At 46.7% G+C, this 23,513-nt stretch carries 20 protein-coding genes; 1 reads left to right on the top strand and 19 read right to left on the bottom strand.

Annotated features, from left to right (window positions below; translation table 11 throughout):
• Nucleotides 1–2: 2 nt before the first annotated feature.
• The 19 genes from DB398_RS00420 to DB398_RS00510 all read right to left on the bottom strand — a co-directional run bounded on the left by DB398_RS00420 (nucleotide 3) and on the right by DB398_RS00510 (nucleotide 22,477).
• Nucleotides 3–1,076, bottom strand: a complete 1,074-nt coding sequence (locus DB398_RS00420; RefSeq protein WP_234415970.1) for an AEC family transporter — start codon at nucleotides 1,074–1,076, stop codon at nucleotides 3–5.
• A 56-nt stretch (nucleotides 1,077–1,132) separates the two neighbouring features.
• Nucleotides 1,133–2,326 (bottom strand): pyridoxal phosphate-dependent aminotransferase, encoded by a 1,194-nt coding sequence (locus DB398_RS00425; protein WP_108422431.1) that lies wholly within the window; start codon nucleotides 2,324–2,326, stop codon nucleotides 1,133–1,135.
• A gap of 150 nt (nucleotides 2,327–2,476) precedes the next feature.
• Nucleotides 2,477–3,082, bottom strand: coding sequence for a TetR/AcrR family transcriptional regulator (locus tag DB398_RS00430; protein ID WP_108422432.1), 606 nt, complete (start codon nucleotides 3,080–3,082; stop codon nucleotides 2,477–2,479).
• A gap of 12 nt (nucleotides 3,083–3,094) precedes the next feature.
• A complete protein-coding gene (locus DB398_RS00435; RefSeq protein WP_108422805.1) occupies nucleotides 3,095–4,495 on the bottom strand; it encodes an efflux transporter outer membrane subunit in 1,401 nt (466 codons plus the stop codon).
• A 16-nt stretch (nucleotides 4,496–4,511) separates the two neighbouring features.
• Nucleotides 4,512–7,646 carry an efflux RND transporter permease subunit gene (locus DB398_RS00440; protein ID WP_108422433.1) on the bottom strand — a complete coding sequence of 1,045 codons (3,135 nt, stop codon included), beginning with the start codon at nucleotides 7,644–7,646 and terminating at the stop codon, nucleotides 4,512–4,514.
• A gap of 33 nt (nucleotides 7,647–7,679) precedes the next feature.
• Entirely contained in the window at nucleotides 7,680–8,744 is a 1,065-nt protein-coding gene (locus DB398_RS00445) for an efflux RND transporter periplasmic adaptor subunit (RefSeq protein WP_108422434.1), read from the bottom strand.
• A 46-nt stretch (nucleotides 8,745–8,790) separates the two neighbouring features.
• Nucleotides 8,791–9,267, bottom strand: a complete 477-nt coding sequence (locus DB398_RS00450) for a GbsR/MarR family transcriptional regulator (protein ID WP_108422435.1) — start codon at nucleotides 9,265–9,267, stop codon at nucleotides 8,791–8,793.
• Nucleotides 9,268–9,568: 301 nt separating this feature from the next.
• Nucleotides 9,569–10,588, bottom strand: coding sequence for a phenylalanine--tRNA ligase subunit alpha (pheS, locus tag DB398_RS00455; protein ID WP_108422436.1), 1,020 nt, complete (start codon nucleotides 10,586–10,588; stop codon nucleotides 9,569–9,571).
• 145 nt (nucleotides 10,589–10,733) lie between these two features.
• Nucleotides 10,734–11,360, bottom strand: coding sequence for a carbonic anhydrase family protein (locus DB398_RS00460; protein ID WP_108422437.1), 627 nt, complete (start codon nucleotides 11,358–11,360; stop codon nucleotides 10,734–10,736).
• Nucleotides 11,361–11,369: 9 nt separating this feature from the next.
• Complete coding sequence (locus DB398_RS00465; RefSeq protein WP_108422438.1) at nucleotides 11,370–12,953, bottom strand: SulP family inorganic anion transporter; 1,584 nt, start codon at nucleotides 12,951–12,953, stop codon at nucleotides 11,370–11,372.
• 78 nt (nucleotides 12,954–13,031) lie between these two features.
• The gene (locus DB398_RS00470) at nucleotides 13,032–13,343 is read right to left on the bottom strand and encodes a hypothetical protein (RefSeq protein ID WP_159076274.1); all 312 of its coding nucleotides are present in this window, start codon (nucleotides 13,341–13,343) and stop codon (nucleotides 13,032–13,034) included.
• 57 nt (nucleotides 13,344–13,400) lie between these two features.
• Nucleotides 13,401–14,159: a tetratricopeptide repeat protein gene (locus DB398_RS00475; RefSeq protein WP_199913334.1), complete on the bottom strand. Its 759-nt coding sequence runs from the start codon at nucleotides 14,157–14,159 to the stop codon at nucleotides 13,401–13,403.
• A 2-nt stretch (nucleotides 14,160–14,161) separates the two neighbouring features.
• The gene (locus DB398_RS00480; RefSeq protein ID WP_108422441.1) at nucleotides 14,162–15,949 is read right to left on the bottom strand and encodes a BatD family protein; all 1,788 of its coding nucleotides are present in this window, start codon (nucleotides 15,947–15,949) and stop codon (nucleotides 14,162–14,164) included.
• Nucleotides 15,949–16,836 (bottom strand): tetratricopeptide repeat protein, encoded by an 888-nt coding sequence (locus tag DB398_RS00485; protein WP_108422442.1) that lies wholly within the window; start codon nucleotides 16,834–16,836, stop codon nucleotides 15,949–15,951. Before DB398_RS00485 ends, DB398_RS00480 begins: the two co-directional genes overlap by 1 nt.
• On the bottom strand, nucleotides 16,829–17,875 hold the full coding sequence (locus DB398_RS00490; protein WP_108422443.1) for a VWA domain-containing protein: 1,047 nt from the start codon (nucleotides 17,873–17,875) through the stop codon (nucleotides 16,829–16,831). The genes DB398_RS00485 and DB398_RS00490 overlap by 8 nt, the downstream gene beginning before the upstream one ends.
• 3 nt (nucleotides 17,876–17,878) lie before the next feature.
• On the bottom strand, nucleotides 17,879–18,877 hold the full coding sequence (locus DB398_RS00495; RefSeq protein ID WP_108422444.1) for a vWA domain-containing protein: 999 nt from the start codon (nucleotides 18,875–18,877) through the stop codon (nucleotides 17,879–17,881).
• Nucleotides 18,878–20,539, bottom strand: a complete 1,662-nt coding sequence (locus DB398_RS00500) for a BatD family protein (protein ID WP_108422445.1) — start codon at nucleotides 20,537–20,539, stop codon at nucleotides 18,878–18,880.
• Nucleotides 20,539–21,405: a DUF58 domain-containing protein gene (locus DB398_RS00505; RefSeq protein ID WP_108422446.1), complete on the bottom strand. Its 867-nt coding sequence runs from the start codon at nucleotides 21,403–21,405 to the stop codon at nucleotides 20,539–20,541. Before DB398_RS00505 ends, DB398_RS00500 begins: the two co-directional genes overlap by 1 nt.
• A gap of 70 nt (nucleotides 21,406–21,475) precedes the next feature.
• Nucleotides 21,476–22,477 (bottom strand): AAA family ATPase, encoded by a 1,002-nt coding sequence (locus DB398_RS00510; protein WP_108422447.1) that lies wholly within the window; start codon nucleotides 22,475–22,477, stop codon nucleotides 21,476–21,478.
• A gap of 158 nt (nucleotides 22,478–22,635) precedes the next feature.
• On the opposite strand from DB398_RS00510, the gene DB398_RS00515 reads away from it, so the two are divergent.
• A complete protein-coding gene (locus DB398_RS00515) occupies nucleotides 22,636–23,508 on the top strand; it encodes an aldo/keto reductase (protein ID WP_108422448.1) in 873 nt (290 codons plus the stop codon).
• Nucleotides 23,509–23,513: the final 5 nt, after the last annotated feature.

The following is a 23,513-nucleotide window of genomic DNA, read 5'->3' on the forward strand; positions in this document are numbered from 1 at the left end:
GATCAAGCATTCTCCGTGGCCGACTTTAATTTGTACCCGACTATCCTTTGGATAGACCATTTTTTGTTCAGTCCAATACATAGCGGAATGGACAATCCGATGGCAAGCAACAAAAGAGCGACCAATAAGATAGTGTAGGAATGCTCAAAGAAGGAACCACTGTTCAGAACGGCAAGGATGAGCATGGTGGACAATGGGAACGACAGAGCCAAAACGGCCACCCCAAAGCTGCTGCTGAAGGTTTTTTTCTGAGGTTCCACTTCCATTTCCATACTGTCCACTGCAGCGATATGGGCATAGGGCCAAAAACTGCAGGCACTCAGGCCAAAGGCCAAGATGAGCAGTATCTCGTTTTGGGCCTGTATCCCAGAAATCAGGACAAAGGCACCACAGATCAAAAGGACCAATCCGGCACGGGTGCAAAGCAGTGAAAAAATCTGAAAGAACTGTTTTCTCTTGATCTTTACGGCCAAGCCGATGAAAAGCAACACCAAAGGGGTCATGATCAAACTGAGTTTCTCCAACGTTTCGCTGAGGAAAAACGGCAATGAATCCATGGACATGCCAAAGGCGAGCAATACCAATGCCACTCCGATGAAGATGTTCACCGGTTCGGAAACCATGGCCTTGATCAGGGGGCCAAGTTTTTTCCCCTCATTTTTTTTGCCGTTGGATTGAAGTCCATAATGCCAGTTCATGGCGACTAGATATAGGAAGAAGAGCACAAACACCTTGTTTCCCAAATCGGACATAGCTGCCTTGGCCAAATAGTCTTCTCCCAAGAATTCCAAGATGAAAGGAAAGGAGGACAATCCGGGCGCAAGCGATGGGACCAACAATTTGGCCGTTCGGAACTCGGGAGTGCCCCTGCCAATACCCATTACGGGCAATATGAAGGGCATCGCCAAGAACAACAATAGGTTGAGCCCAAGGGCCAACAAGGGCAATATCAAAAGATGTGACTCTACCTTTATACCCAAGAGTGCAATAAAAATAGTAGCGGGCAGGGCCAGGTTGAGGATTATTTTTTTAATACCGGTAATTTCTTCCTTGGATTTGAACTTGCTCTTGAGCAAGATGCCAATGAAGATAAAAAAAAGAAATACGACAGTTTTTTGAAATCCAATATCCACTATACCAACACTTTATTGAGCGCGGCAGTGAACATTTTCATTTCGTCCATAGTACCCATGCTCACCCTACACCAATTTTTTCCCATAAACTCAAAGGCCCGCACACCTACTTGGAGTTCCGTCATCTTTTGAAGGAACTCTTTTCCTTCCATCTCTATGGGGAAAATAAGGAAACTGGTGTATGAGGGCACATATTCAATGCCCATTTGGTCCAAGCTTTTGTAAACATATTCCCGACACTCTGCGTTGAGGGTTCGGGACTTGTCGATAAATGCGGAATCGTCCATGGCAGCGATGGCAGCATACACGGAAGGATAGGAAATACCCATTCCTCCACGGGTGATGTTCTGGAGCTTGTTCAAAGTGGATTCCTGTGCAACGATATAGCCTACGCGAAGGCCGGCCATGCCGTGGATCTTTGAAAATGTACGGGCAATGATGACATCTTTGCCCTCGTTGATAAGGGACACCATGCTTTTTTTGGCATTGTCCTCCAAGAACCACAAATAGGCCTCATCCACAAATACAGGAACTTTTTCGGAAACCCGGGAACAGAAATCCACTAGTTCTTGGTGTTCGGTGATGGTCCCGGTGGGATTGTTGGGGTTACAGATATAGACCAATTTGGTATCGGCATCAATGGCCTCTTCCATAGCTTTCAGGTCGTGCGACCAATCATCTTTGAGTGGAACGGGTTTCCATGTGGCACCCACAGACTCGGCTACATTGATGAGTGACATATAAGCAGGATCTGCGGAAACGATATTGCCGCCGTTCATGAACAGCACCATGGCCGTTTTCTCCAAAAGATCGGAGGACCCCGGGCCCATCATGATGTTCTTGCCCTGGACACCTTCAAAATCGGCAATCTTGCCCACGAGTTGGAACAGTTCTTTCCAAGCATACCTATTGCCCCCGGCAGCCGAATTTTTAAATGCCTCCAAGGCCATAGGGGAAGGACCATAAGGATTTTCGTTTGCATTCAGTTTTGCCACAAGGTCAGGCATGCCCGACTCCATATTTGGTAAATATTCCTTGAAAAATGGTGTGTAGATGGCATTTCCTTTGGCATCCAATTGTAATGGGGCCCTTGGGGACTCGGCCAAGCCAAAATAGGGCAGGGCCATTGCTCCACCTGCGGTGAGCATGCTTTTTCGTATCCAGTCTCTTCGGTTGATGTTGGTTGTTTCCATGTTAGTTGAGTTTTTAGCAGAACTTAAATTTAGGGGATCGTTTTGCTAAAAACAATGCTAAAAACGTAAAAATCAATACCTTAAAATATAGCTATTGAAAAATAACCCCCTTCTTTTTTTTGTTTTGCCAACACGGAGACTGTACAGGGGCTATTTTTCCAAGGGGCAACTTTTGAGATAGTCCAAACTCAGGATTCCCCTTAAGTTGTTGATAATGATATGTTCCAAGAGTTCTTGGATACTATATTCATTAAACAGATTACTGTTGGAATACACAGTGTCCTCCATCCGGGAGAGAAAGAGCATGCAGACCAGCTCAACTTTGACATCCGGCCGGACCTGTCCTATTTTTTGGGCCTTGTGAAGTAGGGGACAGACAATATTCCAAACAATGTCTTTTTTAAAAGCTGAGTAGAGCTCGAATGCCTTTGGATAATATTTGTCCAATCCGTATAGAAAGGAAGGGTTGATTTCCTGCAAGAACATCAACCCTTGCTTATAGATAAAAATGATAGTGGACAGCGGCTGGTCCTCATTGGGGTTTTGGAGCATGTAGTGGTCTACATTGCCCTTTATTTTTTCCAGGAACAACCGAAGGCTTTCGGTGACCAATTCTTCCTTGCTGTTGAAATGCTTGTAGATGGTCTTTTTGGAAATGCCCAAGCTGTGGGCCAGTTCATCCATGGAAAAACGCTTGCTCCCAAATTTGGTGAAGTTTTCTATGGCATATTCCAATAATTCTTTCCTAGAATCCACAGCACAACAGTTTTATCTCCATCCGCCTCCAAGGGCCCTGTATAGCTCGATCATGGCACTCAATTGTCCATATTGGGAGTCCACGTAGCTGAGCTCCGAGTTCAGTGCATTTTGCCTTGCGGTCAATACTTCCAGATAATTGGCAAGGCCGTTGTTCAACAGCTCCTCTGAGTAATCCTCTGCTGTTGAATAAGCCTCAAGTTCTTTGGAACGGGCCTCCAATTTTTCCGTTTCGGCATTATAGGTATAGAGAGCATCGCTCACTTCCCTACCAGCGGTCAACAATGTTTTCTTGTAGGAGAGCAGTGCTTGTTCCTGTTGAGCCTTGGCCACTTCCATTTGGGTGCGTAGCCTTCTTCCGTTGAGAATAGGTTGTGTCAAAGAACCGACCAATTGCGAGAACAGCGAGCTGGCGTCCAACCAATTTTCAAACTCTAGACTTTGGAATCCTCCATTTGCTGAAAGGCTTAGGGATGGGTATAGGCTGCTTTTGGCCACATTGGTGAGCTCAAAGGCGTTGATGAGGCCGTACTCCGCCTGCATGACATCGGGACGGTTGGTCAGTAGCAGGTAAGGGACACCTGTTTTCAGGTCGGTCCCAATGGCCTGGTTGTCCAGACTGCCCCTTTCCACTTTGTGGGAAGGTTCACCCATCAAGATACAGAAGGCGTTTTCCAACAACTTGATATTGTTTTCCAAGTCAATGAGAATGATCTCTGTGGTATGCACTTGGGCCTCGGTCTGTTTCACGGCCACTTCGGTGACCTGCCCGGCATCTTTCAGGGCCAAAGTGGTTTCCAGACTGCTTTTTCGGGCCTCAAAGGTCTGCTCGGCTATCTGGCGTTGTTTGTCCAAGGCCATAAGCTGGTAATAGGTACTTGCAATGGAGGCCACCAAATTGGTCTTTACCGCTTGGTGGGCCGAAACACTCTGCAAATAGGAAGCGCCAAAGGCTCTTTTGTTGCTTCGGATTTTCCCCCAAATATCGGCTTCCCAAGAAAGCGACCCGGAAAGCTCATATTGCTCCAAGGGGCGCGTAAAGAAACTTCCAAACTGGCTATTGCCCGAGTTTTTGGTCCTGGTGAAACTGGCCGTTCCGGAAAGCGTTGGATAATAGCCTGCCTTTCCTTGTTTGAGGTAAGCCTCTGCAGCAACTACGTTTTGAAGGGCAATCCGTATGTCCAAATTGTTTTCCAGCCCTTGTGCGATATAGGATTTCAATTGCTCATCATTGAACAGTTCCCTCCACGACACGCTGGCCATGGAGATGCTGTCTTGGGGCAAATTGTCCGTTCGGTACAAACTTTCGGTCTCCAATTCGGGGCGGGAATAATTTTTTGCCACAAAACAGGACTGCAAGAGCAAAGGAGCTGAAAGTATGAGGAACAGTTTATATGTGGGTTTTATTTTCATGAGTACTAAGTTGTGGTTATGCATTTATTTCTGAGGGTTTGCCAGAGATGCGTTCCTGCAATGCCTGGAACACGACAAAGAGTACCGGTACGACAAAGACACCCAAAATGGTCCCAATGAGCATTCCGCCCACGGCACTCAATCCTATGGATTGGTTTCCGATGGCCCCGATGCCCGATGAAAGTGCCAAGGGCAACAGACCAAATATGAAGGCGAAAGAGGTCATCAAAATAGGCCGTAACCTTGCCCGTGCACCATCGGCTGCAGCATCGAACAGGGATAGTCCGGCCCTTCTACGCTGAAGGGCAAACTCCACGATCAAAATGGCGTTCTTGGCCAAGAGACCTATCAGCATGATCAGCGCAATCTGGAAATAGATGTTGTTCTGAAGCCCGGCCAGGTTGATAAAGAGAATGGCCCCTGCGATTCCCACGGGAAGCGACAGCAAAATGGAAAGTGGCAATATGTAACTTTCGTACTGTGCGCTCAACAAGAAATAGACGAACACCAAACTCAAAATGAAGATAATGATGGTCTGCGACCCTGCATTGGTCTCTTCACGGGTAAGCCCGGAGTAGTCATAGGTATAGGAGTTGGGCAAAACTTGTGCGGCCACTTCCTCTATCGCATTGATGGCATCACCGGTACTGTAGCCTGCATTGGGCACCCCGGTGATCTTCACGGAACTCAACAAGTTGAACCGTTCCACCACTTCTGGGCCATAAATTTTCTTGAGATCCACAAACTGACTTACCGCTACGGATTCGCCATTGGCGTTTCTCACAAAAACATGGTTCAATGAGTTTTCGTTGGCACGATCTTCGGGCTTGGCCTGGATCATGACACGGTATTGTTTTCCAAACTTGTTGAAATCCGTGGCATAGATCCCACCATAGTATCCTTGTAGTGCATTAAAGATATCTGTTGCGGTGAATCCTGACATTTTTGCCTTTTCGATATCAATGTCCAGATCATATTGGGGAAATCCTGGATCGAACTGGGAAATGGCGTACTGTATTTCAGGTCTTGCATTAAGGGCTCCCAAAAATTGGTTCTTCACATCGTTGATGGAAAGCCAATCATCACCGCCTTTGCTTTGCAACTGTACCTCAAAACCGGAACTGGTACCAAAACCTTGTATGCTGGGCGGGGTAAAATAGATGATTTGGGCATCTTTGAACTGAGCCGACATACCGTATAGTTTTTGCAAAGTGGCCTCCACCGAAAGGGAATCTGCCTTTCTTTCGCTCCAATCCTTCAGTTTCATGATGGAAAAGGCATAGGAACCGGCACTCACACGGCTTAGCAAGCTAAATCCTGCAACACTCATCCGAGCATCAATGATATCCATGGATTCATAGATGGAATCCAGTTTCATGATGGTCTCCTCCGTTTTCTCTATCGTCGTTCCGGGAGGCATGCTCACGTTGGCAAAAATGATGCCCCTGTCCTCGTCGGGAACAAAGCCAGATGGGGTGGATTTGAACAGAAAGATGGCAAGTCCGGTAAAGGCCAACAAAAGGGCAACAGTGATCCATTTTCTCTTGACCATACGGCCAACAGTATTGGTGTATTTATTCGTAATGGCATTGAAACCAACGTTGAAAGCTTTGAAAAAGCGTGTTGTGAAATTGGTCTTATGGCCTTTCTCTGGGTCGTGCGGCTTGAGGAACAGTGCGGCCAATGCTGGACTGAGCGTCAATGCGTTAATGGCCGAAATAAGGATGGCCACGGCCAATGTGATACCGAATTGCTGATAAAACACCCCTGATGACCCTTGGATAAAGGATACGGGGATAAACACGGCGGACATCACCAAAGTAATCGAGATAATGGCCCCGGAGATTTCACCCATGGCCTTTTTCGATGCGGATTTCGCAGAAGGAGCACCTTCTTCCAGCTTGGCGTGGACGGCCTCTACCACTACAATGGCATCATCCACCACAATACCAATGGCCAAGATCATGGCAAAAAGGGTGAGCATGTTGATGGAGTACCCGAACAACTGGAGGAAGAAAAAGGTTCCCACAATCGCGACGGGTACGGCAATGGCCGGGATCAATGTGGATCGGAAATCCTGAAGGAACAGGAACACCACGATGAACACCAAAATAAAGGCCTCGATCAAGGTCTGGACCACGTGGTCTATCGAAGCATCCAAGAAATCCTTGGAGTTGAAAGGGATCACATAGTCGAAGCCTTTTGGAAATTCGGCCTTGCTCTCTTCCAAAATAAGTTCTATCTGGTCAATGATCTCTTTGGCATTGGACCCCGAGGTCTGATATACACCGACGGCAACACCGGGATTACCCATCCCTGAATTTTTCCTGACGTAGCTGAATGCCCCGAGCTCAACCTCGGCAACATCTTTTAAACGAAGAAAGCCTCCATCTTCAGTGGTTTTTAGAATAATGTTCTGGTATTCCTCTACCTCTGAAAGACGGCCTTTGTACTTCATCACATATTCGAAGATACCATCGGCATTTTCGCCGATTTTACCCGTGGCGGCCTCACGGTTCTGCTCCCTGAGGGCAGCTTGGATATCAGCAGGCACGAGATTGTAGGCAGCCATTTTGTCCGGAGAGATCCAAATCCGCATGGAATAGTCCTTGGCCCCGAACACTTGTACATTACCGACTCCTTTGATCCTTTGGAGCTTGGGTACCAGATTGATTTTTGCGTAGTTCTCCACAAAAGTTCCATCATAGTTTTCATTTTCGGAATAAATGGAGAAAAAGAGCAGGGCACTGTTCTGTGCTTTTTGTGTGTTCACACCCGTTTGTATCACTTCTTGGGGCAATAGGCTGTTCGCCCGGGACACCCTGTTCTGTACGTTTACGGCTGCAATGTCGGGATCGACGCCCAATTCGAAATATACGCTGATGTTGGCCGCGCCGTCGTTACTGGCGGATGAGGTCATATAGGTCATGCCCTCTACACCGTTGATCTGTTCTTCGAGTGGGATGACCACACTCTTTAACACGGTCTCGGCACTTGCACCGGTATAATTGGCGGTAACTTGGACGGTGGGTGGTGCTATTTCGGGATATTGTTCTACGGGGAGAGCACTGAGTCCCAGAACACCCAAGATCAAAATGATGACGGATATTACTGTGGACAGTACGGGACGGTCTATAAATTTTTGGAACATGGATTGTTTGTTCTAATAGGGTTGACGATACAATTATTTGATAGGGTTGATGGTCTGTCCATCCCTCAACTTGGATACACCTTCGGTCACAATGGTAGTTCCCTCATCAAGGCCTTCGGATACAATGAATTCAGTATCTGTCTGTGCTACGATCGTGATCGGTTTAGAGCTTACGGTCTCGCCGTTCAGCACATAGACCATTTTGGTGCCTTGAAGATCTACTGTGGCAAATTGGGGGATCACCCATACATTTTTGTAGGTGGAAGGAACTTTTATCGTTCCAGTGCTTCCAGAGCTCAACAAAAGATCTGGATTGTCAAAATCGGCCCGAAGGGAAACACTACCCGTGCTTGGATTGATGATATTGTTGATCATGGCAATTTTTCCTTTATGGGGGTATGTTTTGCCATTTATCATGACCAGTTCCACTTCTGGGGCCGTTGCTCCATCACCCGTATTGGCGGCCATTTGTGCCTTCATCTGAAGCAGCTCTTTCTCGTTCATGGAAAAATAGGCCCTGATACCACTAATGTCCGATACCACGGTCAAAGGTTGGGTCATGGTACTGCTCACAAGGGCCCCAACTTTATAGGGAATTACTCCGATATACCCGTTCACGGGGCTGACGATGTTGGAGTAACCAATGTTCGCGGTGATGCTATTGTAGTTGCTCTTGGCCTGTTCCAATTGAGCTTTGGCGGTTTCAAGCTGTACGTTGCTGATAATGCCTTTCTCCACCAAGGGAACCAATTTGTCCACTTCCACCTGTGCAACGTTCACCGAAGCTTTGGCGGCATTGGCGTCTTGGGAAAGGGTCTGGGTCTCCAATTTGAAAAGTAACTGTCCTTTTTTGACTTTCTGCCCTTCTTCCACATAAATGTTTTGGACAAAACCAGAAACCTTTGGCCAAATTTGCACGTTTTGGATTCCCTCCATCGAAGTGGAGTAAGTATTGTAAACCGTGATATCCTGCCTTGTCAAAGCTGTTGTCTTTAATGCTGGCGGTGGTGGGGCGGCTTGTTGTTGTTGGTTTTTGCCTCCACAGGACACTAAAAGGAATATTCCTGCCAATACAAAGGGTATGTTGATTGTTTTCATTTACGAACGTATGGTGTTAAGGTTTAGACAGTTGGATTTCGATTTCTTAATCCAGTATGATTTCTAGTTTTTTGATGGATTCTTTTAAAAGGGTTTCGTTCTTGTTGACGTAGTCTAGGTAAATGCTTGTTCTGGCCCTGCCCTCCTCGAATTTTTTTGGACTGTTCTTTTCATGATATTCCATTACCGAGGTAAGAATGCTTTTTTCGGTTTCGAGACGTTTCAGGTTTTCCTGTAACTTGGTTAGGAAGAATGTCTTTTTCTTGGCAAGTGCAAAGTATCTTTTCCGATCACCAGGTTTGGTAAAATAAGTAACGATGCCCATGTTGAGCAAAAGATTGAGCGAGGTGGAGGTGGAACTTTTGCTCGCCCCACGTTTTTCGAGACAATCTTCAAAGGTCAGGCCATCCTCATTGGTCATGACCAAAATGGCATAGATGCGGGCGGCCAAAGGGGGAAGATTGTGCTCTCCTTCTAAGTGAAGCCCCAAGGTTTCTATTAATTCTTCCTTCGTATTTGCCATGAAATCTGGAATTTGAAGGCGCAAAATTAATATTGGTTCGGAACAAACAAAACTAAACGAACTTAAAGTTGTGTTAAAAGTGAATACATGTTGCCAATAGCCAAATGTTAGATGCTAGAAACGGGACAATGGAAAATAGAAAAGAGATGTTTCGGACTGCGGTTTTTCGATTACTTTATCAATTTTCATTGATTTAATGTATGGATTTGGACAACTGCAAACAGCCCTGCATACTAAAAAGCGGATTCCCAATCCTTGGCCCGCGATTTGCTGGCAGCTTATTTAAACAGGTATTTCGCGACTAAAGAGCGCTCTTGAACTGCTCCAAAAAGCGGATGTCATTTTCGCTCAACAGCCTGATATCAGAGATTTGGTGGAGGAGCAACGCTATTCGGTCTATACCCATACCAAAGGCAAATCCAGAATAGACTTCAGGGTCTATACCGCAATTTTTGAGCACATTGGGGTCCACCATACCACAACCCATGATTTCCAACCAACCGGTTCCTTTGGTCATCCGGTAGTCCGTTTCGGTCTCCAAACCCCAATACACGTCCACTTCGGCACTGGGCTCCGTGAACGGAAAATAGGATGGGCGCAATCTGATCTTGGATTTCCCGAACATTTCCGAAGTAAAGTACTGTAGGGTCTGCTTCAAATCGGCGAAGGAGACGTTCTTGTCCACATATAGCCCCTCCACTTGATGGAAAAAACAGTGGGAACGTGCCGAAATGGCCTCGTTCCTGTACACCCTTCCTGGGGAAATGGTGCGGATGGGCGGTTTGTGGCTCTCCATATACCTTACCTGAACGGAAGAAGTATGGGTACGCAAGAGGATATCTGGATCGGTCTGAATGAAGAACGTGTCCTGCATATCGCGGGCCGGGTGGTATTCCGGAAGGTTCAATGCGGTAAAATTGTGCCAATCGTCCTCTATCTCTGGTCCTTCGGAAACATTGAACCCAATTCTTGAAAAGATGTCAATGATCTGGTTCTTTACAATGGAAATAGGATGTCTTGCCCCAATTTCAATGGGTTCACCGGGTCGGGTGAGGTCTCCAAATTTCCCTTCGGGCTCAACTTGGTTTTCCAAGGCTTCCTTAAGGCTGTTCACCTTTTCGGTCGCAGCAGTTTTCAGTTGGTTGATGATCTGGCCAAATTCTTTCTTTTCCCCATTGGGCACATTCTTGAACTCGGCAAAGAAGGTGTTCAACAACCCCTTTTTTCCCAAATATTTGATTCGGAAAGTTTCAATTTCTTCTTTTGAGGTTGAAGAGAATTTTTCTACTTCGGACAAGTGTTCCTTTATGGTCTCGATCATGTTCAGCACTATTCGCGGACAAATTTAGCAAATTGTACAAGAATTATGCGACAATTAAAAATGTAAAGAAGTTCTGGAACACAAAAGGCCGATGGACGTCCTGCCCATCGACCTTTTTGTAGTCCATATGAAATGTGTGCCCTATTTATAAAAAGACCACTTTTCCATCGGAGAGGTCATACATGGCCCCGACAATGGCTATCTGTCCATCGTCTTCCATTTCCTTGAGGATTGGGCTTTGCTTTCTGATGTTGTTCAGGGCAATCTCCACGTTCTTTACGGCCACTGCGTCCACAAAGTCAAGGTTTTTGGAGTTCCTCAACGATTCATCCTTCGGCTCTTTAACAGCCTCGACTGCAGGCTCTATCTTGTTGATGAGCGCGGTGAGGTTGCCAAGGCGGGCATGGTCACAGGCCCCTTTTACGGCCCCACAACTGGTATGCCCCAACACCACGACCAGTTTGGTCCCGGCGAGTTTACAGGCAAACTCCATGCTTCCCAATATGTCCTCGTTCACAAAGTTGCCCGCGATCCTTACACTGAAGATGTCCCCCAGGCCTTGATCAAAGACCAATTCTGCGGATACGCGCGAATCGATACAGCTGAGTATGGTGGCAAAGGGGAACTGTCCATCTTTGGTTTCGTTGACCTGTTGCAACAGGTTTCTATTGGCTTTTAGGTTATTTTGGAAACGCTCATTGCCCTCTTTCAAAAATTGGAGCGCCTTTTCCGGCGTCATGGTGGCCTGTGTTTCTTTGGTGTGTGCTTTCATAAGATATTGTTATGCCGTTTTATTCGGCCTTAGATTAAAAAACTTGATGTAACTCTCAGGGTTCTCGACCACGCCTCTTTCAGAAATCAGTTTTATGTTGATGTTCTTGGCCTTGGCCTTGCCCGAGAAATCTTCCAAAATCTCTACGATGTCATTGTCCAGATATCTGGTCTTACGCACATCCAGTTCTAGATAGGAATTTTCAGGAAGGCGATCCAATTCTTTCAGGATGGCCCCTTTGTTGATAAAGGTAACTTCTTCAGCCAAGGTCATTTTGATCATGTTCTGACCATTGCCTTGGTCCTCGATATGAAGGAAATGCGAATTTTGGTAACTTTTGATCAAGATGACCACAATTCCTACAGCCAGTCCAAGTGCAATGCCGATCAGCAGATCGGTAAAGACAAGTCCCACCACCGTTACAATAAAGGGGACAAATTGCTTCCATCCCAATTGGTACATGGTCTTGAACAAGGTGGGTTTGGCCAACTTATAACCAACGACAAAGAGTACGGCCGCAAGTACCGAAAGGGGAATCATGTTGAGCAGTTTGGGGATCAGCATGACCGAAATGAACAAAAGAAGACCATGGATGATGGCCGACAATTTGGTGCGCCCACCGGATTGGATGTTGGCCGAACTCCGCACGATCACCTGTGTTATGGGCAATCCGCCGAGCAGACCAGAGATGGAATTTCCAACGCCCTGGGCGAAAAGCTCCCTGTTGGCCGGAGTGGTCCTCTTGTAAGGATCAAGCTTGTCCGTGGCCTCAACACATAGCAAGGTTTCCAAACTGGCCACCAATGCAATCGTAAAAGCTGTGATCCAAATTTCTGTATTACCGATAACGGAAAAATTAGGAAACTGGAACAGGCTTCCAAAATTGGCAAAGCTATCCAGTACAGGGACCTGCACCAAATGTTCACCGGCAATGCCCCAAGTAGCCTTGCCTTGGGTAAACGTAAAGTAAAGAATCCCCAGGACCACAGCCACCAAAGGGCCTTGGACCAACTGGAATATTTTGGATTTTTTGGTCAGGACCTTGTCCCATAGAATAAGAATGGCAAGGGCAATTACGGCAATTAAGGTCGCACCAGGGCTTATATTGTTGAGCGCAACAAGGATTTCACTAAAAGTGTTTTCCCCATCGACCTGAAAAAAGGCCTGATCTCCTTCGGGGTCGGCATCGTAGCCAAAAAAGTGGGGGATCTGCTTCAAAATAATGATAATCCCTATCCCGGTAAGCATACCTTTGATTACGGATGAGGGAAAATAATAGGCAATGATGCCTCCTTTAAGGACGCCGAACAGGATCTGTATGACACCGCCCAGGACAACCGCCACCAAAAAGTTTTCAAAGCCTCCCAAGGTTCCAATGGCAGTGAGCACAATGGCGGCAAGTCCAGCGGCAGGGCCACTGACCCCCAATTGGGAACCGCTCAGCGCACCTACGACAACACCCCCGATGATACCGGCGATAAGTCCGGAGAAAAGAGGGGCCCCGCTGGCCAATGCAATGCCCAAACAAAGGGGCAGTGCCACAAAGAAGACCACAACACTGGCTGGCAAGTCATTTTTGAGATACTTGAACATAGTTTAAACAGTTTTGCCTTCAAACTTTTGGTATGTTGAAGACAGTTAGAAATTGATTTGAATATGATTTGATGTATTTCAAACCAACTCCCTGGGAGGGGGGTCAAGAATCTCGATGGTATGTTCCAAGACTTGGAAGACATACCTTAAAGAGGTAAGATTATGTTCTTGTTTGAAGGATGGGTCAACAGGGAAGAAATTTCGGAACACCAAAAATTTGCTTTCAAAGTTTTTGCTGCTCGTTGTTTCGTTGCTGTTGTTTTCCTCTTCCGAGGCTCCAAGGATGAGTGCAGTGCTGTATTCCCTCCCCAAGAGGGGGACAAACGGGGATGCCATCAAAATGGTGACGAGCATAACCGAGACAAAGGGAAAAGCCAACAATTTTAGCACTATACTTGATTTTCCCCAAAAATAAGGTGAAGAGGTCGATTTTGTGTTAAAGAATGTCTAAAAATCCTTGATTTGTCTGATGTTTTCGCCCAAAAGCCAACCCGTTTGCCCGTCGGCAATCCTTATTTTCTCCCAACCATCAAGCTCTTCCAATACATTTACCTTAGTGCCTTCATGTAGGGTGAAGATGGTCTCGCTGCTCCCATTGGGTTCGGAAGACACCCGTACTTCCTTGCTAAAAACAATGGCCGGATTGTTTTTTCGGTACTGTTCGTGTTGGAGATAGGACATCAAAATACTGAGCAGCCCAAGTGTCAATGAGAAAATTCCCGTGATGAGGGCAATCCGCTTTTGGTTGGCCGATCGAAGGAAATAATAGGTCAGATAGGCCAGAACAAAAAATAGCACCAGTGTCACGGCAATGTAGGCCCATTGATCGGAAGTGAACAGATTGATGATGTTGTCATAGGCTTGGGCAATCTCGGTCTTGGGGACTTCTTCTATGGCATCCAGTCTCATGTTCTGGGCATAGGTCAAATTGTTCTTTATTTCACTGTCATTGGGCGATAGCAGTAGTGCCTTTTCATAATAGTAGATGCTGGGACCAATGGCATTGGTCTTGTAATAGCAATTCCCCAAATTGAAATAGATGGCCGCAGAATGTTGGCCACTCTCCAAAATCTGCTCATAATTTGCTATCGCCTTGGTGTATTCTCCCTTGTTATACAATTCTGTTGCCTCAGAGAACAAGGTCTCATTTTGGGAGAATCCAAGGAATATGGATAACAAGCCTATCAAAAAAAAGATCTTTTTCATGCTCATAGCTGTTTGTCCAATTTAGAAATCACTTCACTTGCCTTATCGTAATCGTTCTGCATCTGAACATTGGAGAACGGACTGTATCGGGCCATCTCACAGTTTTTCAAAAGCTCGATAAAGGCATTGATGTCCTCCACGGCAACTCCTTTGTTCGTAAGGATTTCGGTTATTTTTTCCTTGCTGAACTCCGAGGTCTCTATTTTCAGCTTGGCCTTCAAGTAGTTGTGCAACCCTTTTTCCAAGGCCACGTAGAAAGCTTCTTTGTTGCCCAGTTCCTTTTTGGCCGTGGACAGGTATTTCTTGGCCAACCTATTGGCCTGTTTTATCTTATTGCCGACTACGTCACTGGCAATCGCCTCTCTTTTTTTGAAGAAGAAGATGGCCATGGGAATGAGCAAAAGAGGAATGAAAAGCAGTAGAAAGAAAGTTCGCGAGCCCAAAAAATAACTGACTTTCTTGGGCCCTAGATTAGCGTCCAGTTTTATAAAATGGAACTGTTTGCCCGTGGCCACCACGGCTTGTTTGTTGACGGAAGGCCCTGAAACGGCATTGCCCGATGAAGCCATGGGACCTTCCAACACCTCAATGTTGATCTCTTCCGAATTCAGCGTCACATATTCTTCGGTTTCGGGGTTGAAATAACTGAAAGAGATACTTGGAATTGGGTACTTGCCCCTAAATGAAGGGACTATGGTGTAGTTGTTGGACACTTTGCCCTCCATTCCCGAACTATAGGTCTGGATGTTCTCTTCATGTTCCGGGTCATAGACTTCCAAGGAACTGGGCAGTTCCGGCTCGGGCAATTGGAACAACTTGAGATTGCCCTTCCCAGAAACCTCCACGATTGCCTGAAGCGATTCGGAAGCATTCAATTCCTTTTTGCTGGTGGTCACCGCAAAATCGAAATCGCCCACGGCACCACCAAAGTCTGCTGGTTTTCCTGCTTCTGGGAGGGGCTTTACATTCAAGGTCCTTTTCCCGGCCGAAACCGTTTTGGTGGTCTGGGTATATATCCTGCCTCCAAAGAAATCACGTTTGTTGGTGGGCACATCCACAAAAATTTCCAAGGACAGGGGCTCTATTTCCAATTCTCCCGATCTTTGTGGGTAGAGCACTACTCTTTTCAGTACAACAAACCTATAAGGTTTGCCCTCATAGGTGCCGTTTTGGGCCGTGTGCTTGGTAACGGGAATGTCCTGGCTCCAGAAATTGTTGTATGTGGGGTTGTCCAACGGGCGATAGTTGGTCACACTGATATTTGGGCTAACATATAGTTTGTAGACCACGGTTACGGCCTCGTTCAAGTATGGGTTGCCCTTGGAGACTTCCGCTACCAGGTGAAGACTTTCGTCTGCGACGTCGTCCACGGTCTTTTGGTCATTGGGCTTGTCCACAGCGGCGGTCACCTCAACTTCCTTGGGCAAGGTTTTGTAGGTTTGCCCACCAATCTCTATGGTTGCCTGTCCAATGGTAAAGTCGCCCCGCCCTGTGGGCATCAATATATAGGTATAGGTTTTGGAAAAGCTCCGTTTTCCGTTTATCCAGGAAGAACTGATGGACTGTGAGGGCCCCATGACCACATTGAAACCTTCAAAGGGAGGAGGTGTAAAATTGTCGCCATCCTTGTTCATGGTAAAATCTACCCTGAGCCGTTCGTTGATCCCCAGTTTTTCCTTGCTGAGTGCCATATCGAAAGTGACCCCTTCCTCTTCTTGGGCATGGACAAAGTGGCCCCAAAAAAGGACTGTGATCCATAAAAACACAATATTGCCCCTCAACGCCTTCATCACCAATCCTTTTCGTTCCTGATTTTTTTACCTCGGACCTTTCTGGCCTCCATTTTTTCCTGTACTTTTTTCTCTTCGTTTTCCATAGCCTCCAAGAGGTTCTGGATCTGTTGTTCGGAGAGTTGGTTGGGTCGGGGCTGTTGCTTTTGGTCATTGGGCTGGTCTCCCTCGTTGGGCTTTTTGTCCTGCTCCTTTTTCTTGTCCCCGTCCCCTTCTTGGTTCTCCTCGGGTTTGTTCTCTCCCTTATCCCCTTCGTCGCCTTTGTCCTTGTTCTCGTCCTGTTTTCCTTCGTCGTTTTTCTCGTTGTCGCCCCCTTCGTTGTTCTGGTCCTTGTTCTGATCCTGTTCTTGATCTTTCTGGTCCTGTTTGTCCTCGTTGTCCTTGTTCTGGTCGTTCTTCTGCTCGTCCTGTTGTTTTTCAAGCATTTTTTTTGCCAAGGCAAGGTTATAACGGGTCTCGTCGTCATCCGGATTGCTACGAAGGGCCTGTTTGTAGGCCTCAACGGCCTTTTCATATTCCTTGTTCTTCATGAACACATTGCCCATATTATGGTAGGCTTTGTGTTTTTCGGGTTTTTCGGTTGCCGCTTCACCTGCCTGCTTGAAACGGCCAAAGGCTTCCCCGTAACTTTCACGATTATAGTAGGCATTGCCCAGATTAAAGGGTGCCGCTACGTTCTGTTTGCTTTTGGATATGGCCTTTCTGTACTTGGCCTCCGAGTTGACAAAATCGTTGGCAGTAAGTTCGTTGTTGGCCTCCCACGTAATGTTGGTGGATGACCGGAGTGCTTTTTCAGCTTCCTTGTGCTCTTTTTCCGTTGTCTCGTCCTGAGCCTTTGCAAAACCAAAACAAAGCAGCAGGGCAAACAGCAATCTTATCTTATTCATCGTCATGTTCATTAAAAAGATTCAGTTTTTTCAGCCATTGTGTTTTTCTGTCCAAAACGAAGATGTCCAAAAATAAAAATAAAAAGCCAGCAGCAAGAAACCATTGGAACTGGTCCTTGTATTCCGCAAATTGCTTGGCTTCAAACTCGGTCTTATCCATCCGGTCCAACTGTCCCTTGATGTATTCCACAGCTTTTTCGGTACTGGAGCCGTCAATATACTCCCCATTGCCCCTTTCGGCAATTTCGGTGAGTATGGGTTCGTTCAGTTTGGTGATGACCACCTCCCCTTCGTTGTCCTTTTTCAGGCTTTCCACAATCCCGTTCCTTTTGATGGGAATCGGGGCTCCTTTTTCCTTCCCTACACCAATGGTAAAGATGCGTATGCCATTTTGTGTGGCCTTCTCCACTGCTGCTGCCGTGGAACTTTCGGAATGGTCTTCCCCGTCGGAAACGATAAAAAGGATCCTGTTGGTCTGTTGGGTATCATCATAATAGGTGCTGGCCAGATCTATGGCGGCGTCTATGGCGGTTCCTTGGGAAGAGAGCATATCGGTGTTCATGCTCTGTAGGAACATTTTTGCCGCACCGTAGTCCGTGGTGATCGGAAGTTGTGGATAGGCCTGGCCTGCATAGGCGATGATGCCGATACGGTCACTGGCCAATTGGTTGATGATTTCCGATACGATACGTTTGCCTTTTTCCAACCGGTTGGGGGCAATATCTTCGGCCAACATACTTTTGGAAACGTCTAGGGCAAATACAATGTCCACACCTTCCCGTTTCACCGTCTCCAGTTTGGTGCCGATCTTGGGATTGACGAGTCCGAGCACGAGGAACGAAAGTCCGAGCAAAAGAAAGATGAGCTTTAGGGTAGATTTAAAACTGGACCTGTCCGGTGCCAAGCGTTTCAACAGTTTGGAGTCTGCAAACCTTCGTTGTGTCTTTTTCTTCCAGATTTGGAGCATTAGGAAAGCCAGGACCATTATGGGAACAATGGCCAACAGATAGAAATATATTTTCTGGTCAAACTGAATCATTTCCTAAATAAAACTTTTAAACACGGAATTGCGCAATACCCACTCCAACAACAGCAAAGCCCCTGCCAAAAATATCAATGGGCGGAACTTCTCTTCATACTTGTAATATTTGAATTCCTCGATCTCCGTTTTTTCCAATTTATTGATCTCATCATAGATTTCCTCCAAGGATTCATTGTTCGTGGCCCGAAAGTATTTTCCGCCAGTGACCTCTGCAATTTCCTTTAGAAGGTTTTCATCTATTTCCACTTGTCTCATACCATATCTGAAGGAACCATCCCTATTGTATGTAATGGGCGTGAGGGCATTTCCATTGGTGCCCAGTCCGATGGTGTAGGTCTTTATGCCAAATTCCACGGCGAGGTCGGCTGCCGTTTTGGGTTCAATGAACCCGGAGTTGTTCACGCCGTCCGTCAATAAAATGATGATTTTACTGATGGCCTTGCTTTCCTTCAGGCGGTTGACCGCTGTGGCAAGCCCCATCCCGATGGCGGTCCCATCTTCGAGTTCACCATAGGTGATTTCGTTGAGCGCGTTCAACACGATGGCCTTATCGCTGGTGATCGGGGTCTTGGTATAGCTTTCCCCGGCATAACCCACAATACCGATACGGTCGTTGGGGCGCTGTTCTATAAAATCCGCCGCCACTTCTTTTAGGGCGATAAGGCGGTTGGGTTTCAGGTCACGCGCCAACATACTTGACGATACGTCGATGGCCATGACAATGTCAATGCCCTTTGTGGTCTTGGTCCTGGTGGAAATGTCCTCGGTCTGCGGACGTGCCAATGCAGTGATGATGGCCGCCAAGGTCAAGATACGCAACGTAAAGAGCAAGGGCTTTGCCTTTGAGGCCCAACTACTAATGGTGAACCCCTTGATGCTTGAAATGCGAAGGGATGCGGTTTCCTTTTTCCGTTTGAAAAAATACCATAGCAAAGCCAATGGCAGCAAAAGGAGCAGCCAGAAAAATTCAGGATTTGCAAATTCTATATTCTCAAACATTTATGCCTGTGTTTTTACGTCCAAACTGTTCAATATACGTTCCACGATCTGTTCTGCATATTGATCCCCATCTTCCCAAGTAATCACGACCTGTTGCATGAAACCTTTTCCTCCAAAGGATAGGATATTGTACTTGGCCCTTTTGGAATCCCCACTGGTCGGATTTTCAAAAGTTCCCGTTCCGAAAGTCTTGATGCCCTTTACGCCCGAGGTGGTCGCAAACTCTTCCTGCTTGGTAATGATGTTCTTCAATCCCAATTTTTCAAAACCGGCCAAAATGGAACCTACCGCAGTCTCAAAATCGGGGTCGGACTGCTCTTTATAGGTCACGGAACTGGCACTTACCGAAAAAATGCCCACATAACTGCCGTAGGAAAAGGCCTGAAGCTCTTTGATGAGTTCTTGGGTCTCCTTGGGCAGTTCCACCTCCTGTCGGACCAAGACATCTGGGGTTTCCAGTTGAATTGGAGGAAAACCGTAGGTGCTGGACACCCATTCGTTTTCCAAAAGTTCTTTGGTGGGATAGCCAAAAACGGTATCCTTCACTTGTTTGAAACCAAAATAGACCACGGAGAAAACACCTCCGAGAAACAATATCCCGGCGAAGATGGCGGCGGCCCAATAGATGCGTTTCCGTTGTTTTTTCTTGGCAAGTTCTTCCAGATATTCCTCGTTCAGCAAAAGCTCCTCCTCGGTTGGCTCTGGCATGGCCTCGTGGGTCTTTACCACGATCTGCTCCACCAGTTTTCTATCTTGTTCCGCAACGGAGGTTGCCGGTTTTGATTTGGCAAACTTCACCAAATCGGCCGTTTCGAGAATCTGTTGGAACTGTTTGATGGTGTCATCTTCCAGTTTCAGTTCACCGGCGTCTTTCAACAGTTCCAGTTTGGCGATCAACTGCCCTGTGGTACTTTCCATGGCGGTCACATGCACCTCATCTTCCAGGTACGAACGCACAATATCGGTAAGCTCGGAGTAATATTCCTTGTATTGGTCTTGGATGAGGTATTTGGAGTTTTCCAGATTTTTCAGCTCCAATAACGCACGGTCATATGGGGGCAGCAAGGCCACTTTTTCTTCCTCGGTCAAGGGTTTCTTCCTAAGGAAGAACCAATAGACCAGTCCGCCAACTACAACAAGGCCCAATAGCACCCAGAGCACTATTTTTAGGAGTTTGGCACGACTGCGTTCCACTTGGATGAGCGGCTTGATGTCGTACATCTTTTGCTTGGTGGTGTCCACGGCAACATCGGCCACTTTGATGCGGAAGGAATCTGTGAAAAATTGTTTCTCGTTCACCGTGACAATCTGTGGGGGCACGGTGTAGGCGCCGCTGTCAAATTGGGTCAGTGCATAGATTCGTTGCAAGGTGACCCTATTGTTGTTCTTGATGGTATCGCCTATAATGGCTTCCACGGTTTCCAAGGGGGAGAAAGATTGTCCTTCGGGGAAATGGACCATATCGATGGAATCCGTTTCAACGGTGATGGTGTAATGGATCTGTTCCCCAATTTTGATGGAAAGCGTGTCCACCTCCGTGGAAATCTTGGGTTCCGTTTGGGAAAAGCCCATGTTGGGCAAAAGAAAAAGGCACAGCAGCACCATCAACACAAATGGTGTTGGGACATTTTGAATTTTCAATTTTGAATTTTCAACGTGCATTATCCCCTTCGTTTAAAATATCCCAATAGTTTTCTTACGTAGCTTTCATCCACCCGGCAATTGATGACCCCGCAGCCCGATTTGGTGAACGAATCCATGAAATAGGCCACCTTTTGTTTGTGGAACTCGCCATAGGCGTAGCGTACTTTTTTGGACTGGGTGTTCACCAATTGCAAGGCACCGGTCTCCGCATCCTGCATTTGCACCATGCCCAGATTGGGGATGGATTCTTCCTTTTCGTCAAATATCCTGATGCCGGTCACGTCATGCTTGTTGCCCACAATACGTAGCGTGTTGTCATAGTCATCGGCGATGAAATCCGAGAGTACAAAAACGATGGCTTTTTTCTTCATCACATTGGTGAGGAACTTTAAGGCCTCTGCAATGTTGGTCCTGCTGCTTTTTGGGGTAAATTCCAACAGTTCCCGGATGATGCGCAGCACGTGGCTTTTTCCTTTTTTGGGAGGGATGTAGAGTTCCACTTCATCGGAAAAAAGGATGAGGCCCACTTTGTCGTTGTTCTGCAAGGCCGAGAAGGCCAATGTGGCCGAGATTTCCGTGATGACCTCTTTCTTGAACTGATCGGCGGTACCAAAAAGCTCGGACCCACTCACGTCCACCATCAGCATCATGGTGAGTTCCCGTTCCTCCTCGAATACCTTTACAAAAGGCTCATTGTACCTGGCGGTCACGTTCCAGTCGATGCTCCGTACGTCGTCCCCGAACTGGTATTGCCGTACCTCGCTGAAGGTCATACCCCTACCTTTGAACGTAGAATGGTATTCCCCACCAAAAATATGGTCGGAAAGACGCCGGGTCTTTATTTCAATCTTACGTACTTTTTTAAGTAGTTCTTTTGTATCCATTTTGGTTCAGGAGATAGGTTTTCGGGTTGGCTAAAAAGTATTGCTACTTTGACCGAGAAACATTGAACCGTTACGGCACTTCTACCTCGTTAACAATCTTGTTGATGATCTCTTCGGAAGTGATGTTTTCCGCTTCGGCCTCGTAAGTGATCCCGATCCTGTGGCGGAGAACGTCGTGCACCACGGCCCGTACATCCTCTGGTACCACATAGCCCCTTCGTTTGATGAAGGCATAGCATTTGGAGGCATTGGCCAAATTGATACTTCCCCTGGGGGATGCACCAAAACTGATCAGGGGCTTGAGGTCGCCCAAGTTATATTTTTCAGGATATCTGGTAGCAAAGATCAGATCCAGGATGTATTTCTCTATTTTTTCGTCCATATAGACCTCGCGGACCGCATCTTGGGCGCTCAAGATCTGGTTGATGGACACCACTGGTTTTACTTCTTCGACGGCACCCCTAAGGTTTTGTCTGATGATGAGCTGCTCCTCGTTGAGTTTTGGATAGTCGATGACAGTTTTCAGCATGAAACGGTCCACCTGTGCTTCGGGAAGTGGGTAGGTACCTTCCTGTTCCACGGGGTTTTGGGTGGCCATCACCAAGAAGGGAGGCGCCAGTTTAAAGGTCTCGTCCCCAATGGTGACCTGTTTTTCCTGCATGGCCTCAAGTAGGGCGGACTGAACTTTGGCGGGCGCACGGTTGATTTCGTCCGCCAATACGAAATTGGCGAAAATGGGACCTTTCTTGATGGAAAAATCGTTTTCCTTGATGTTGTATATGAGTGTCCCGACCACATCGGCGGGCAAAAGATCGGGAGTAAACTGTATCCGGCTGAAACTTCCTTTGACGGCTTTTGCCAAAGTATTGATGGCCAACGTCTTTGCGAGTCCGGGAACCCCCTCGAGCAGGATATGGCCCTTTCCCAACAGGCCGATGAGCAAACGCTCCACCATATGGTTTTGGCCCACAATGGCCTTGTTCATCTCAACCTTTAGAAGATCAATAAAAGCGCTCTCTTGGGCGATTTTCTCATTCACAGCACTAATATCGATAGTAGTGTTTTCTTCCATTATAACTTCTATTGTTAGGTATTACTGTCAGTGATTTTGCTAGGGTGTGCAAAATGAAAATTTATTTAAAATCCACCTGTTAATTAATGGTTAAAATAAAAGCCAAACCCCTAGTTTTATGAAGGATTTAAGGGTTTAATTTTATACTTTCATCCCATATGCGAAATATAGACAAATTTTCCAGAATCGTATCTGGAACCATGACGTGGGGAAGTTGGGGCAGGCAACTTTCCAAAAAAGAAATGGTGGAATTGATGCACCATTGTATCGAAAACGGATTGACCACCTTTGACCACGCCGACATTTACGGAAGCTATTCCACCGAGGCGGATTTTGGCAATGCCTTTGCTGATAGTGGCATAAAAAGGGAAGACATTCAATTGGTCTCCAAGTGTGGGATCCAGTTGACCCGTGGTAGGGACAATAGGATCAACCATTACCAATACGATAAGGATTACATCATCTGGTCGGCGGAACAATCCTTAAAAAAACTCCGTACGGACCACTTGGATCTGCTCTTGATGCACCGGCCAAGTCCGTTGATGGATCCTTTTGAAATGGCCGAAGCCCTACAGCAACTGCTCGATAGTGGCAAGGTAAAACACGTTGGGGTTTCCAATTTTACACCCTCGCAAGTGGCTCTATTGGAAAAAGCGATACCAGTTTCCGCAAACCAAGTGGAGTTTTCATTGACCCATGATGAACCCATGTACGATGGCACTTTTGACGATTGCATTGTGGGCAAGAGATTGGCCATGGCGTGGAGTCCATTGGGAGATTTCTTCCGTGAAAAGAATGAACGTACGAAGCGTATCAAAAAGGTGATGGGGCCATTGATGGAAAAATATGGGGCCGATGAAAGCCAATTGCTACTGGCCTGGATTTTAAAACATCCGGCCAACATCTATCCGGTGATAGGGACCACGAGCAAAGAAAGGATAATACTCTCGGCAAAAGCTGCGGAGATGGAACTGGAACTTCAGGATTGGTTTGCCCTTTTAGTGGCCAGCCAAGGACATGATGTTCCTTAAGGAAT

The organism is Flagellimonas amoyensis, from assembly GCF_003058265.1.
GTDB lineage: Bacteria > Bacteroidota > Bacteroidia > Flavobacteriales > Flavobacteriaceae > Flagellimonas > Flagellimonas amoyensis.